Source organism: Klebsiella sp. CN_Kp091, from assembly GCF_040065095.1.
GTDB classification, from domain to species: domain Bacteria; phylum Pseudomonadota; class Gammaproteobacteria; order Enterobacterales; family Enterobacteriaceae; genus Klebsiella; species Klebsiella aerogenes.
In genome coordinates this window covers 82493-97480 of sequence record NZ_JBEAIO010000011.1, presented here as the reverse complement: position 1 = coordinate 97480, position 14988 = coordinate 82493, and the positions used below count along the sequence as shown (strand labels likewise).

Sequence of the window (14988 nt, the reverse complement as noted above, 5' to 3'; positions counted from 1 at the left end):
ATACTGCGATGACGTTAATTAATTCTGAGTTGTTTTGATTATGCACCATGTTGTCTCAGCTACCACTAATCCCGCCAAAATTCAGGCAATTCTGCAGGCTTTTAACGAGATCTTCGGCGAAGGATCCTGCCATATTGAGTCCGTCGCCGTCGAGAGCGGCGTGCCGGAACAACCCTTCGGCAGCGAGGAAACGCGGGCTGGCGCACGAAATCGCGTCGCTAATGCCAGGCTCGCGCAGCCGGAGGCTGATTTTTGGGTGGCGATAGAAGCCGGGATCGATGAAGGCAGCACCTTCAGTTGGGTAGTGATTGAGAGCCGCCAGCAGCGCGGCGAAGCCCGCTCGGCAACCCTGCCGCTGCCGGAGGCGATCCTTGCGCAGGTTCGCGCCGGGGAAGCGCTGGGGCCGGTCATGTCGCAGCATACCGGGATCGACCAGATCGGCCGCAAAGAGGGCGCTATCGGCGTCTTTACCGGCGGTAAACTAACGCGCAGCAGCGTTTACCATCAGGCGGTAGTGCTGGCGCTAAGCCCATTCCATAACGCTATTTATCGTTAAGCAGCGTCTGTTCCAGCCACTGGCGTAGCTCTACCGGCGCCGATTTCAGGCTATTTGAGCCGCGAGTAATCGTAGCGATACCGGCGCCGAGTTCGTTTTTCAGTTCGCGCTGGCTCATCTCGCCGCGCAGCAGCTCTTCAATAATGCGCACCCGGGTACCCAGCGCTTCGCGCTCGTCGGGCGTCAGCATCAGCTGCAGTAACGGCAGGTGAAGATCCTCGGCGTAGGCCTGCTGCAACAACGCCACGAAACGCAGCCACTCCTGATGACGTTGTTCGGCCACGGCCGCTGAATAGGGAGATTGTTGGGTCATGTTACGTCGCCATGTTGAGACGGGCAGCTAGGCTGCCCGTCGAATGTACTCTTCAACGAGTACAAAGAATAACATACTTCCGGACGATCAGTAACGCTGTTGCCATTCGGCGTCGCTCAGCAAGTTATCCTGCTTGCCCATAAAGTAGCGGTAATAGGCATCGTAAGAGAGGACGTTTTTTACGTACCCGCGGGTTTCCGAGAACGGAATACTCTCGATAAATGCCACCGCATCGATGCGCCCGGCGCTATTGCCCTGCCAGGTGCGTACGCGTCCTGGCCCGGCGTTATAGGCGGCGGAAGCGTAAATACGGTTATTACCAAACTGCTGGTAGACGTACTGCAGGTAGCTGGTGCCGATGTTGATATTGGTTTCCGGATCCAGCAGTTGCGATGGGCTGCTATAACCAGGAATGCTGAACATGCTAACGGTATGCGTCGCGGTGCCTGGCATAATCTGCATCAAGCCGCTGGCGCCGACCGGCGAACGCACTTTCGGGTTCCAGGCGCTCTCCTGACGCGCAATCGCCATCGCGTAGCTCTGCGGAATATCTTTGCCGCTAATGTAACGCGCGAATAGATCGTTGTACGCCAGCGGGAAGCGCTCTTCCAGCTGATCCCACAATTTACCGGCGATCGTCGCCTGTACGCTGAGATCCCACCAGTGTTGATCAAAAGCGTAACGCGCCAGCTGCGCCTGCTGCGATTTGGTCCGGCTGCTTACCAGATTCGCCCATTCGCTGCGCGCGGTGTTGTCCATGTTCCAGTACATCAGCTCGCGAACGCGCGCCATCTCAGGGCCGGAGGCCAGAGCCGGGTCGATAGTGCCGGAGGCTTTATCAATGCGGAAGGTGTACTCTTCGCCCAGACGTTGAGCGGCAACCATCGGATAGAAGCCGCGTTGCTGCATCAGCGAATGCAGGATGGCTTTCGCTTCGTCATCGCGCCCGCGCTCCAGCAGCAGATCCGCCTGCCAGTAGCGCCACTCGTCTTTTTCTTTCGCCTCCATCGGCAGACGCGCCAGCCAGGTGTTCAGCCCATGACGATCGCCGTTGCCGAGCGCCATACGTACCCGGCGTTCCACAAGCGAGGTTGATTGCGAACGCATGATGGCGTCATCGCGCCACTCCGCCTGCGCTTCGGTCACATCGGTGCCCATCAGGCGCCAGGCGACAATATCGCGCAGCTCCTGGGTTTGATCCTCATTCAACTGCTGCGCCTGCACCAGCGACGGGATCATCAGACGGGCATTTTCCACATCCTGACGCGCGACGCTGGCAAAAGCGACCGCCGCCATCTGGCGGGTAAAGTCAGTGGCCCCGGTGGTACGGGCAAAGGTCATCACGCTATTGGGATCGTTGGCTAACGCCACCACCGCCGAAGCGATGCTCTGATAGTTTGAGGGCATCTGTTGAGCAAGCACGCGGACCAGGCTGGTATTACCGGCCTTCATCGCCAGGCGGATTCGTTCGAGATAGGCCAGCGGATCCTGCTGCCCGGAATCGCGCCACGCGCTGAACAGCGGATCGCAGGCATTTGGCTGGCTCTTGCCGGTCAGCCACAGCTCTTTCGCCCCGCTCCAGGCTTCCTGCGATTGGCCGACGCTGAGTTTGGCGTAGTAGTAGTTACACTGCGCTTCGGTTGTCGTCGGTTTATCCGGGCTGAACGCCAGCAAGCCGCGCCAGTCGGTGCGCCGCGCCAGCTCATTAACAAAGCGAGATTTCAACGAACGCGCCGCCGGTAGCGTCGGATTCGCCGCAATGAAATTAGTGACCACCAGCGGCGGCTGGTTCATCAGGTCATCGGTGATTTGTCGATATTGCAGGTAGGGATACAGCGGATAGCTGCTGAGCGTAGGCATCAACTGGTTGACGACATCCATCTGGCGGTTGTCCCACGCTTGTTTAATTTGAGCATAGCGGCTGCGCTGTTCATCCAGTGAATCCGCATGTGCCAGCTGGCTTAGCGTCAGCAGACTCACGCCGGCAGCCAGAAGACGCCATGCCGTAGTTTTGGCTTTTTCCACAAGCTCTTCCTCTAGTTTGGTGCATCACCGCGGCATCGTGCCGCTTCAAAAAATTCAGGTATTGCTTAGTTATGCTAATCAGACAACTGAAAACATGCCATGTCCTGAACATTTTTTTACGCTTCTGTGAATCCTGTCGCCTCGCTGGGATTACCGCGCGAAAAAGGCTACACTTCGCCTTTGAACTATCTATCAGAATAGAAAGAGGCGAAGTCCAACGTGGCTCAATTCGTTTATACCATGCATCGTGTCGGCAAAGTGGTTCCGCCGAAACGTCATATTTTGAAAAATATCTCCCTCAGTTTCTTCCCTGGCGCGAAAATCGGTGTTCTCGGTCTGAACGGCGCCGGCAAATCTACCCTGCTGCGCATCATGGCCGGTATCGACACCGAGATCGAAGGTGAAGCGCGCCCGCAGCCCGGTATCAAAATTGGCTACCTGCCGCAGGAGCCGCAGCTGAATCCGGAGCACACCGTGCGCGAATCCGTTGAAGAAGCGGTCGCCGAAGTGGTTAACGCGCTGAAAGGCCTGGACGAAGTTTATGCCAAATACGCCGAGCCGGATGCCGACTTCGATAAGCTTGCCGCGCAACAGGGCAAGTTCGAAGAGATCATCCAGGCGCACGACGGCCATAACCTGAACGTACAGCTGGAGCGTGCGGCCGATGCCCTGCGCCTGCCGGACTGGGATGCGAAAATCGCCACTCTTTCCGGTGGTGAACGCCGCCGCGTCGCGCTATGCCGCCTGCTGCTGGAAAAACCAGACATGCTGCTGCTCGACGAACCGACTAACCACCTCGACGCCGAATCCGTCGCCTGGCTGGAACGCTTCCTGCACGATTTCGAAGGCACCGTGGTGGCGATTACCCACGACCGTTACTTCCTCGATAACGTCGCTGGTTGGATCCTCGAACTTGACCGCGGTGAAGGTATTCCGTGGGAAGGCAACTACTCCTCCTGGCTGGAGCAAAAAGATCAGCGTCTGGCGCAGGAAGCTTCTCAGGAAGCAGCACGCCGCAAATCTATCGAGAAAGAACTCGAGTGGGTTCGTCAGGGCGCGAAAGGCCGTCAGTCTAAAGGCAAAGCCCGTCTGGCGCGCTTTGAAGAGCTTAACAACGTCGAATACCAGAAACGTAACGAGACCAACGAACTGTTCATTCCGCCAGGAGCGCGTCTGGGCGATAAAGTTCTGGAAGTCAGCAATCTGCGCAAATCTTACGGCGACCGCGTACTGATTGACGATCTGAGCTTCTCCGTACCGAAAGGCGCTATCGTTGGTATCATCGGTCCGAACGGCGCGGGTAAATCCACCCTGTTCCGCATGATGTCAGGCCAGGAACAGCCTGATTCCGGCACCATCACGCTGGGTGAAACCGTTAAACTGGCTTCCGTCGATCAGTTCCGCGACGCGATGGACAACAGCAAGACCGTTTGGGAAGAAGTGTCCGGCGGCCTGGATATCATGAAGATCGGCAACACCGAGATGCCGAGCCGCGCCTACGTTGGCCGCTTTAACTTCAAAGGCGTCGACCAGGGCAAACGCGTTGGCGAGCTGTCCGGCGGTGAGCGTGGGCGTCTGCACCTGGCGAAGCTGCTGCAGGTCGGCGGTAACGTACTGCTGCTCGATGAACCAACCAACGACCTGGATATCGAAACCCTGCGCGCGCTGGAAAACGCCCTGCTGGAGTTCCCGGGCTGCGCCATGGTTATCTCGCACGACCGTTGGTTCCTTGACCGTATCGCGACCCACATTCTGGATTACCAGGATGAAGGTAAGGTTGAGTTCTTCGAAGGTAACTTTACCGAGTACGAAGAGTACAAGAAACGCACCCTCGGCGCCGATGCGCTGGAACCGAAGCGTATCAAGTACAAACGCATTGCCAAGTAATCTGTAAGTGCCGGATGGCGCTACGCTTATCCGGCCTACCAGGCGTGTAGCACTTGTAGGCCGGATAAGGCGTTTACGCCGCCATCCGGCAAAAAGCCTACCCCTGCTCGCCCATCAGCTGCTTCACCAGCTCAACGCAGCGCAGGAACCGGGCGTCGTAGTCCGACTCTTCCACGTGCACGAACTCAATGTCGTTTTCTTTCAACAGCGATACCAGCAGCGTCTGAAACTCTTTGCGATCTACCGAACTACCGAGGCTACGCAGCCCATCGGCCACCCACGGCGTGTTGTTCTCCAGCAGGATCACCAGATCAAAGCGGTATTCATCGATTAACGCCTGCACGAACGGATGTTCGCGGCCTTCGTACTTCAGGCAGAAGGCCTGAGTGCTGACGAAGTCAGTATCGATAAACGCCACTTTATTGGCGTATTTCACCGCGAAATCAATGTACTGTGCGTGCCCCAGCGCGATTTTATCGTAATCGGAATACTGCAATGCCATTTCATCGCCGCCGAGGTGTGAAAAGACGTAATCGCGGCCATATTCCCAGGCGCTGGTGGTATTGAAGATATTGGCGAGCTTATTCACCAGCGTCGATTTACCGCTCGACTCGCCGCCGAGGATCGCCACCGTACGCACAAAGAACGGTTTGACCTCAGTCGGAATATATTCCCAATAGCGGAACGGGTTTTCGCGGATCTGGCCGCCGCTGATACTCATGAAGGTTCGCTTCGGATCGATAAGCACGGTTTCGATCCCCAGATGTTCCAGATACTGCGGCGCATCGGCCTCTTCTGAGGTATAAATCCAGTTTGGCTCGATTCCCTTTTCACTCATGAAGGCGCGGATCCCGCGGCTCCAGACGTCCCAACCGTGCGGGTACGGCTCCATCCCTTCTTCGTTGAAGGCGTGGATGCGAATGTTTTTTTGATATTTAAAGGTTTGCAGCAGCCAGCGCAGACGATCGGGAACCGTCGGCTGTTGCGACATGGCGCTCTCTTCGAACAGCTCGCGGTCGCGAGTGTCGTCATAGCCCATGATGATATGAAGCTCATCGACCTGGCTACAGGCGCGCTGAATCAGGTAAATATGCCCGGTATGCAGCGGATAAAATTTACCAAAAACCACCCCGACGCTTTTCTGTTTGCGCGGGAATTCAAGGCCGAGGAAGCGGTGTAACGCTTCAAGCTTCTGGGCGCTCGGGCTTTTGATTTTCGCGTTTAATAGCTGACTGAGATAACCTTTGGTCATCCCGCTGGCTTCCGCCACCTGCTGCAGCGTACAACCCTTTTGCTTAATGGCGTTTTTCAGATAGTCGAATGACGACATAGTTTATGCGTGCCTCCTGCAAACTCGGGTTTGATACCCGTCATACCCTGAAGTATGACGGGTATCATTATAAGTCGTCAAAAACGCTCAGCGCATCGGCCAGTTTTTTCACGCCAAAGATTTGCATCCCTTCCGGCGCTTTTTTGGGCACATTGGCCGCCGGGACGATGGCGCGACGGAACCCGTGCTTCGCCGCCTCGGAAATACGTTCCTGGCCGCTTGGCACCGGGCGAATTTCACCGGCTAATCCGACTTCGCCAAAGACCACCAGATCCTGCGGCAACGGGCGATCGCGCAGGCTCGAAACCATCGCCAGCAGCAGCGCCAGATCGGCGCTGGTTTCAGTGACCTTAACCCCGCCAACCACGTTAACGAAGACGTCCTGATCGGCCATCTGCAGGCCGCCATGGCGGTGCAGCACCGCCAGCAGGATCGCCAGACGGTTCTGTTCCAGGCCTACCGCTACGCGACGCGGATTAGACATCATCGAGTGATCGACCAATGCCTGGATCTCAACCAGCAGCGGGCGAGTACCTTCCCATACCACCATGACCGAGCTGCCGGAGGTGACTTCATCGCCGCGGCTGAGGAAGATGGCGGAGGGGTTGCTGACTTCGCGCAGACCTTGCTCGGTCATCGCGAAGACGCCGAGTTCGTTGACCGCGCCAAAGCGGTTTTTATGGCTGCGCAACGTGCGGAAACGGGAATCGGCATCACCGTCCAGCAGCACCGAGCAGTCAATACAGTGTTCCAGTACTTTCGGCCCGGCCAGCGAGCCATCTTTGGTGACGTGGCCGACCATCACGATCGCCACGCCGCGAGTTTTGGCAAAGCGCGTCAGATAAGCCGCGGTTTCACGTACCTGGGCCACGCTCCCCGGCGACGACTGGACATCAGCCATATGCATCACCTGGATGGAGTCGATGACCATCAGCTGCGGCTTTTCTTCATCGGCGATCTGGCAGATTTGCTCGATGCTGGTCTCCGAGAGCATATTCAGGTTCGCCGTCGGCAGCCCGAGACGATGCGCACGCATCGCTACCTGCTGCAGGGATTCTTCCCCGGTGACGTACAGCGTTTTCATCCCTTCGGCCAGCTTGCAGAGGGTTTGCAGCAGCAGCGTCGATTTCCCGGCGCCGGGGTTGCCGCCGATTAGAATCGCGCTACCCGGAACCACGCCGCCGCCGAGCACGCGGTCGAACTCTTTAAATCCGGTGGAGAAACGCGGCAGCGCCTCCAGGCTTATCTCCGACAGCTTCTGTACCTTCGACACGCCGGCATTACCAGCGTAACCTGACAGACGCTCGTTTCTCGCCACCTGCGGCGAGGCGGCGATGCGCATCTCGGTGATGGTGTTCCAGGCATGACAGGCGCTGCACTGCCCCTGCCAGCGCGGATAATCCGCACCACATTCATTACAGACAAATGCGCGTTTTGGAGCTTTCGCCACGTTAACCTCTTACTTTTGATTCATGCTGCCAGAGAGAATACAGAATACCCCCATCAGGTCAGCGTGGCGGATGGTGACTTCCGCCTGTTCATTGACTTTTGGTTTCGCATGATAGGCAATGCCGAGACCTGCCGCCTTGATCATCGGCAGATCGTTGGCGCCATCGCCAATCGCCACGGTTTGCGCCGACGGAATTTCATATTTTTCCGCCAGTTTACGTAGAGTGTTGGCTTTATATTTGGCATCGACAATGTCGCCGATAACGTTGCCGGTGAGCTTCCCGTCCATAATTTCCAGCTCGTTGGCGAATACCGCGTCGAGATGCAGCTTATCGCGCAGGTATTCGGCAAAGAAGGTAAAGCCGCCGGAGGCGATGGCCACCTTCCAGCCCAGCGTTTCCAGCTTCAGCACCAGTTGGGTCAGCCCCGGCATCAGCGGCAGCGCTTCCCGCACCTGCAGCAGGATGTTCGCGTCGGCGTCTTTCAGAGTGGCGACGCGCTGGCGCAGGCTGGCGGTGAAGTCGAGCTCGCCGCGCATCGCGCGTTCGGTCACTTCCGAAACCAGCTCGCCGGTGCCGGCAAGCTTAGCGATTTCATCGATACATTCGATCTGAATCGCCGTGGAGTCCATATCCATCACCAACAGGCCCGGCGTGCGTAGATGCGGGATTTTTCCCAGCGGCGCGACGTCCAGCCCGGCCTCGTGGGCCAGGCGCGTGGCGCGCTGCGTCAGCGAACCCGCCAGGCGAATCACCTGATAATCCTCCACGACCCAGGAAGAGACGATGACCAGCGCCGCGCCGAGCTCGCGCTGCCATGCCGTCAGCCGACGTTTATCGAGACCGCGACCATACAGCAGCCAGCCGCTGCGCCCGGCGTGATAATCCAGCGGCATGACCTCGTCGCCGCTCAGGGAAAGCGGCAACCCAGGCCACAAGGAAACATCTTCGGGCAGGTCGCACCAGGTCAAACTGTTAGGCATTACGGCTCCACATCTCTTCATTCAGGCGAGGAAAATAACGCATGAGGCTACCTTGTAACCAGCGCTTCTGGCAACATTAAGCTGCAAATTTTCAAAGGTGGAATATGGTACGAGCAAAACTGAAATTCCGACTGCATCGCGCCGTCATTGTTCTGATCTGTCTCGCGCTTCTCGTCGCGCTGATGCAAGGCGCCTCATGGTTCAGTCAGAATAGCCAAAAGCAGCGTAATCCGCAGCTGGAAGAGCTGGCGCGAACGCTGGCGCAGCAGGTTACGCTGAACCTGGCGCCGCTGATGCGTAGCGAAACGCCCGACGAAAAGCGCATTACCCGCCTGCTGGAACAGCTGACGGATAAAAGCCGGGTGCTCGATGCCGGGGTATATGATGAACAGGGCGATCTGGTGGCTCGCTCCGGCGAAAGCGTCGACGTGCGCGACCGCCTGGCGTTGGATGGCAAAAAAGCCGGCGGCTACTTTAACCAGCAAATCGTCGAGCCGATCCTCGGCAAAAACGGCCCGGTCGGCTATCTGCGCCTGACGCTGGATACCCACACGTTGGCCACTGAGGCGAAACAGGTGGATAATACCACCAATATCTTACGCCTGATGCTGCTGTTGTCGCTGGCAATCGGCGTGGTGCTGACCCGCACATTGCTGCAGGGTAAACGTACCCGCTGGCAGCAATCGCCCTTCCTGCTCACCGCCAATAAGCCCGTCCAGGACGAAGATAAAGATTAACCAGACAAGGATATCCTATGCCGACGCTCCGCCTGTTGCTCTCCGACTCCTACGACCCCTGGTTTAACCTGGCGGTAGAAGAGTGTATTTTCCGCCAGATGCCGGCCACCCAACGGGTGCTGTTTCTGTGGCGTAACGCCGACACCGTGGTTATTGGCCGCGCGCAGAACCCGTGGAAGGAGTGTAATACCCGGCGCATGGAAGAGGATCACGTGCGGCTGGCCCGTCGCAGCAGCGGCGGCGGCGCGGTATTCCACGACCTCGGCAATACCTGTTTTACCTTTATGGCGGGCAAACCGGAATACGACAAAACCGTTTCTACCGCTATCGTGCTGGCGGCGTTGAATTCGCTTGGCGTGACCGCGGAGGCCTCCGGGCGCAACGATCTGGTGGTCAAAACCGACAACGGCGATCGCAAGGTTTCTGGCTCCGCCTATCGCGAAACGATGGACCGCGGTTTTCATCACGGCACCCTGCTGCTAAACGCCGATTTAAGCCGTCTCGCCAACTATCTTAATCCGGACAAGAAAAAGCTACAGGCCAAAGGCATTACCTCGGTACGCGGGCGCGTGGCGAACCTGGTTGAACTCCTACCGGGCATTACCCACCAGCAGATTTGCGAAGCCATTCAGGAGGCATTCTTCAACCATTACGGCGAACGGGTAGCGGCGGAAGTCATTTCGCCGGACAACACGCCGGATCTGCCGAATTTTGCCGAGACCTTCGCCCGCCAGAGCAGTTGGGAGTGGAACTTCGGTCAGGCGCCCGCTTTCTCTCACCTGCTGGATGAGCGCTTTCGCTGGGGCGGCGTCGAGCTGCATTTTGACGTCGAGAAGGGCCATATCACCCGCGCGCAGGCTTTTACCGATAGCCTGAACCCGGCGCCGCTCGAGGCGCTGGCGGCACGATTAGTCGGTTGTCAGTATCGGGCGGAAATATTACAGCAGCAGTGTGAGGCGCTGCTCGCCGATTTCCCGGAGCAGGAAGCGGAACTAAAAGAACTGTCGGCGTGGATGGCCGGCGCGGTGCGCTGATAAAAAAGCCCGCTGCGCTTAGCGGGCCTGGGAAACCGTAGGCCGGGTCAGGCGAAGCCGCCACCCGGCACAACAGGTCTTACTCTTTATCGCCCAGTAGTACGGATTCCAGCGCGATTTTGATCATATCGTTGAAGGTCGTCTGACGCTCAGCGGCAGTGGTCTGCTCGTGGGTACGGATATGATCGGAAACGGTGCAGATGGTCAGCGCTTTCGCGCCGAACTCCGCCGCGACGCCATAAATGCCGGCCGCTTCCATTTCCACGCCCAGAATGCCGTATTTTTCCATCACGTCGAACATAGACGGGTCCGGCGTATAGAACAGGTCAGCGGAGAAGATGTTGCCGACGCGCGCGTCAACGCCCAGCGCTTTGGCTGCGTCTACCGCGTTACGTACCATGCCGAAATCGGCAATCGCCGCGAAGTCATGGTCTTTGAAGCGCAGACGGTTGACTTTAGAGTCGGTGCACGCGCCCATGCCGATAACCACATCACGCAGTTTGACATCTTCACGTACCGCGCCGCAGGAGCCGACACGGATGATTTTTTTCACGCCGAAATCGGTGATCAGCTCTTTGGTGTAGATAGAGCAGGATGGGATACCCATACCGTGGCCCATCACGGAGATTTTGCGGCCTTTGTAGGTACCGGTGAAGCCCAGCATGCCGCGCACGTTGTTTACTTCACGCACGTCTTCGAGGAAGGTTTCTGCAATGTGCTTCGCGCGCAGCGGGTCGCCCGGCATCAAAACTACGTCAGCGAAATCGCCCATTTCTGCGTTAATGTGTGGGGTAGCCATCGTTTTATCCTTATATAAATTGTTCGAGCCTGATGGCGGCTACGCCTTGTCAGGCCTACAAAACGTATTCAAATACCCTAAGGATTTCGCGTTGTAGGAAGGCGACCAATTCGTGAATCCCCGGGAGCATAGATTAACTATGTGACCGGGGTGAGCGAATGAAGTCAACGCATCTACAGCGCGAAAGACAACGGGTATTACAGCATGTTTTTACCGTACGCCATCGGCGACGTACCAAAGTATGTCGCCAGCGTCTGGCCGATATCCGCGAAAGTTTCGCGGTGGCCTAACGAACCCGGCTTCACTTTCGGACCGTACACCAGCACCGGAATGTGCTCGCGGGTGTGGTCGGTACCGGTCCAGGTCGGGTCGCAGCCGTGGTCGGCGGTGAGGATCAGAATGTCGTCTTCCCCAACCAGCTCCATCAGCTCCGGCAGACGGCGGTCAAACAGTTCCAGACCCGCTGCGTAGCCAGCGACGTCACGACGGTGACCCCAGGAGGAGTCAAAGTCGACGAAGTTAGTGAAGACGATAGTCTCGTCGCCCGCTTCCTTCATCTCTTTGATGGTCGCGTCGAACAGCGCGTCCAGCCCGGTGGCTTTCACCTTCTTAGTGATGCCGCAGTTGGCGTAGATGTCGGCGATTTTACCCACGGAAACCACGTGACCGTTTTTCTCGTCGACCAGCTTTTGCAGCACGGTCGGCGCCGGCGGTTCGACCGCCAGGTCGTGACGGTTACCGGTACGCTGGAAGTTACCGGCTTTGTCGCCCACGAACGGACGCGCAATCACGCGGCCAATGTTATAGCCGCCTTCGGTCAGTTCTTCACGGGCGATTTCGCACAGCTCATACAGCTTGTCGAGACCGAAAGTCTCTTCGTGACAGGCTATCTGGAACACCGAGTCAGCAGAGGTATAGAAAATCGGTTTCCCGGTTTTCATATGCTCTTCACCCAGTTGATCCAGAATCACGGTACCGGATGAGTGGCAGTTGCCGAGGTAGCCCGGCAGGTTCGCGCGCTTAACCAGTTTATCCAGCAGTTCCTGCGGGAAGCTGTTTTCATGATCGCTGAAGTAGCCCCAATCAAACAGCACCGGCACGCCGGCGATTTCCCAGTGGCCAGACGGCGTATCTTTACCGGAAGAGAGTTCATGCGCCCAGGCGTAGGCGCCAACGACTTCGGCATTACCGTCCATACCGGCGGCAATTTTACCGGTAGAACCTTCATGCGCTTTCACCAGGCCCAGACGGGTCAGGTTAGGTAAATTCAGCGGGCCTTTACGACCATTGTCAGCTTCACCTTTGGCGCAGGCTTCCGCAATGTGGCCCATGGTATCGGCGCCCACATCGCCAAAGCGGTCAGCATCTTCCGTTGCGCCAATCCCAAAGGAGTCCAGCACCATAATAAATGCACGTTTCATCTTGTTCTCCATACATCATGCGCTGCAAAAAAGCGATCAGATCAGTATATCGCTACTTGGTGATTCGGCGATAGACCGTCGGTGTAATTTCTGGGGCTTGAGCGTCCAGTTTAATTGCCGCTTTCACGGCTTTGGCCGCTTCCTGCCAGCTGGATTCATCTTTCGCATGAATCACCGCCAGCGGACGTTCGCCATCGACTTTATCGCCAAGGCGCGCCATATCGGTAAAGCCAACGCTGTAGTCAATAGTATCGGAAGCCTGACGACGACCGCCGCCCATCGACACCACCGCCATCCCCAGCGCGCGGGTATCCATTTCAGAGACAAATCCGGCGCCTTCAGCATAGACGGCTTTGCTCAGCATTGCCGTCGGCAGGTATTTCGCATAGTTTTCGACAAAGTCGTTCGGCCCCTTCTGCGCCGCCACCATACGGCCAAAGACTTCGGCAGCTTTACCGTTATCCAGCACCGCCTGCAATTTCGCGCGCGCCTCGGCGTCATCCGCCGCCAGCTTGCCGGAAATCAGCATTTCCACACACAGCGCCATGGTGACGTCGTACAGGCGTGGGTTACGATATTCACCGGTCAGGAACTGCACCGCTTCGCGAACTTCAACGGCGTTACCCGCACTGGAGGCCAGCACCTGGTTCATATCAGTTAACAGCGCGGTCGTGCGCACGCCGGCGCCGTTGGAGACGCCAACGATCGCTTCGGCAAGCGCTTCAGAAAGCTCATACGTCGGCATAAAGGCGCCGCTGCCGACTTTGACGTCCATCACCAGCGCATCCAGACCTTCCGCCAGTTTCTTGGCCAGAATAGACGCGGTAATCAGCGGGATGGAATCCACCGTCGCGGTAATATCGCGGGTGGCATAGAAACGTTTGTCAGCCGGGGCGAGCGAGCTGGTCTGCCCGATGATCGCCACGCCGACATCTTTAATAATTTCGCGGAAACGCGCGTCGTCCGGGAAGATATCGAAGCCCGGGATCGCTTCCAGTTTATCAAGCGTACCGCCGGTATGGCCGAGACCGCGCCCGGAGATCATCGGTACGTAACCGCCGCAGGCGGCAACCATTGGCCCCAGCATCAGCGAGGTGACGTCACCCACGCCGCCGGTCGAGTGTTTATCGACGATCGGGCCGTTGAGGTTAAGGCTTTTCCAGTCGAGAACGGTTCCTGAATCCCGCATCGCCATGGTCAGCGAAACACGTTCCGGCATAGACATATCATGGAAGAAGATGGTCATCGCCAGCGCGGCGATCTGTCCTTCAGAGATAGTATTATCGCGGATGCCGTTGATGAAAAAGCGAATCTCCTCATCGCTTAATGCATGACCATCACGTTTTTTACGAATAATTTCTTGTGCGAGAAACACGGTAACCTCCCAAATGGTATAAATCGCCGGATGGCGGCGCAAGCGCCTTATCCGGCCTACAGGCATCAATTCGTAGGCCGGATAAGCGAAGCACCATCCGGCATATCAAGGGATTAGTAGCTGCTGGCGCTCTTACCGTCGCCGTGCCCCAGGGCTTTCAGCAGGCTAGACAACAGGCTTGATGCGCCGAAACGGTAGTGACGGGAATCAGCCCAATCGGCGCCGAACAGTTCATCGGCAATCGCCAGGAACTGCTGCGCGTCTTCCGCACTGCGCACGCCGCCGGCAGGTTTGAAGCCAACGGTTTTCTCAACGCCCATATCGCGGATGACTTCCATCATGATGCGCGCGCTTTCCGGCGTCGCATTTACCGGCACTTTACCGGTCGAAGTTTTGATGAAATCCGCGCCCGCTTTAATAGAGATTTCAGACGCTTTACGAATCAACGCTTCTTCTTTCAGTTCGCCGGTTTCGATGATCACTTTCAGCAGCACATTCGCCGCCGCACAGGCTTCTTTACAGGCTTTCACCAGATCAAAACCAACCTGCTCGTTACCAGCGATCAGCGCGCGGTACGGGAAAACCACATCCACTTCATCCGCGCCATAGGCGATTGCCGCGCGGGTTTCCGCCAGCGCGATATCAATATCGTCATTACCATGCGGGAAGTTAGTCACCGTCGCGATACGGATGTCCGGCGTTCCTTGTTCGTTCAGCGTCTTACGGGCAATCGGGATAAAACGCGGGTAGATACAGACAGCGGCGGTATTACCCACCGGGGTTTTCGCCTGATGACACAGCGCGATCACCTTCTCATTGGTGTCGTCATCATTCAGGGTGGTCAGATCCATCAGTTTCAACGCGCGCAGGCTGCTTGCTTTCAAATCAGTCATTTCATACTCCGACGGCGTATTGCCGGTTCAATAGTTTGTTCACCTTGCGAGCCTGTTACTATTGTAACAACCGCTCGCCATTACACTTCGACATTCATCACAGTTAATGAAAACTAATTACTAATTTGCATTACTGTAACGTGACATAACTCACAATTAACCATCGATTACCGCCAATCTACCGGTC

General features: G+C 57.1%; 13 protein-coding genes. 4 read left to right on the top strand and 9 right to left on the bottom strand.

Annotated features, from left to right (window positions below; all coding sequences use genetic code 11):
• Positions 1-40 precede the first annotated feature (40 nt).
• On the top strand, positions 41-556 hold the full coding sequence (gene yjjX, locus ABLV17_RS11190; RefSeq protein ID WP_113374555.1) for an inosine/xanthosine triphosphatase: 516 nt from the start codon (positions 41-43) through the stop codon (positions 554-556).
• Here yjjX and trpR read toward each other — a convergent pair.
• Positions 543-869 (bottom strand): trp operon repressor, encoded by a 327-nt coding sequence (trpR, locus tag ABLV17_RS11185; RefSeq protein ID WP_015368371.1) that lies wholly within the window; start codon positions 867-869, stop codon positions 543-545. The two genes, yjjX and trpR, sit on opposite strands and share 14 nt — an antisense overlap.
• 87 nt (positions 870-956) lie before the next feature.
• Entirely contained in the window at positions 957-2894 is a 1938-nt protein-coding gene (gene sltY, locus ABLV17_RS11180; protein WP_348854265.1) for a murein transglycosylase, read from the bottom strand.
• Positions 2895-3113: 219 nt separating this feature from the next.
• On the opposite strand from sltY, the gene ettA reads away from it, so the two are divergent.
• Positions 3114-4781 (top strand): energy-dependent translational throttle protein EttA, encoded by a 1668-nt coding sequence (gene ettA / locus ABLV17_RS11175; RefSeq protein WP_015704325.1) that lies wholly within the window; start codon positions 3114-3116, stop codon positions 4779-4781.
• 97 nt (positions 4782-4878) lie between these two features.
• Here ettA and nadR read toward each other — a convergent pair whose 3' ends face one another.
• The 3 genes from nadR to serB all read right to left on the bottom strand — a co-directional run bounded on the left by nadR (position 4879) and on the right by serB (position 8542).
• A complete protein-coding gene (gene nadR, locus ABLV17_RS11170) occupies positions 4879-6111 on the bottom strand; it encodes a multifunctional transcriptional regulator/nicotinamide-nucleotide adenylyltransferase/ribosylnicotinamide kinase NadR (protein ID WP_020079664.1) in 1233 nt (410 codons plus the stop codon).
• Between the two features lie 67 nt (positions 6112-6178).
• A complete protein-coding gene (gene radA / locus ABLV17_RS11165; RefSeq protein ID WP_015368375.1) occupies positions 6179-7561 on the bottom strand; it encodes a DNA repair protein RadA in 1383 nt (460 codons plus the stop codon).
• Between the two features lie 9 nt (positions 7562-7570).
• On the bottom strand, positions 7571-8542 hold the full coding sequence (gene serB / locus ABLV17_RS11160) for a phosphoserine phosphatase (RefSeq protein ID WP_015368376.1): 972 nt from the start codon (positions 8540-8542) through the stop codon (positions 7571-7573).
• 104 nt (positions 8543-8646) lie between these two features.
• Between serB and ABLV17_RS11155 the strand changes: the two genes are divergently transcribed.
• A complete protein-coding gene (locus tag ABLV17_RS11155) occupies positions 8647-9279 on the top strand; it encodes a YtjB family periplasmic protein (protein ID WP_015368377.1) in 633 nt (210 codons plus the stop codon).
• Between the two features lie 17 nt (positions 9280-9296).
• The gene (gene lplA / locus ABLV17_RS11150) at positions 9297-10313 is read left to right on the top strand and encodes a lipoate--protein ligase LplA (protein ID WP_348854264.1); all 1017 of its coding nucleotides are present in this window, start codon (positions 9297-9299) and stop codon (positions 10311-10313) included.
• Positions 10314-10392: 79 nt separating this feature from the next.
• Here the strand turns inward: lplA and deoD are convergent, their stop codons facing one another.
• From deoD to deoC, 4 genes are all read right to left on the bottom strand, one after another.
• Complete coding sequence (gene deoD / locus ABLV17_RS11145) at positions 10393-11112, bottom strand: purine-nucleoside phosphorylase (protein WP_002887789.1); 720 nt, start codon at positions 11110-11112, stop codon at positions 10393-10395.
• 197 nt (positions 11113-11309) lie between these two features.
• Positions 11310-12533 (bottom strand): phosphopentomutase, encoded by a 1224-nt coding sequence (gene deoB, locus ABLV17_RS11140; RefSeq protein ID WP_045395913.1) that lies wholly within the window; start codon positions 12531-12533, stop codon positions 11310-11312.
• A 52-nt stretch (positions 12534-12585) separates the two neighbouring features.
• Positions 12586-13908, bottom strand: coding sequence for a thymidine phosphorylase (gene deoA, locus ABLV17_RS11135; RefSeq protein ID WP_087858282.1), 1323 nt, complete (start codon positions 13906-13908; stop codon positions 12586-12588).
• Between the two features lie 113 nt (positions 13909-14021).
• Positions 14022-14801, bottom strand: a complete 780-nt coding sequence (gene deoC / locus ABLV17_RS11130) for a deoxyribose-phosphate aldolase (protein WP_348854263.1) — start codon at positions 14799-14801, stop codon at positions 14022-14024.
• Between the last annotated feature and the right edge of the window lie 187 nt (positions 14802-14988).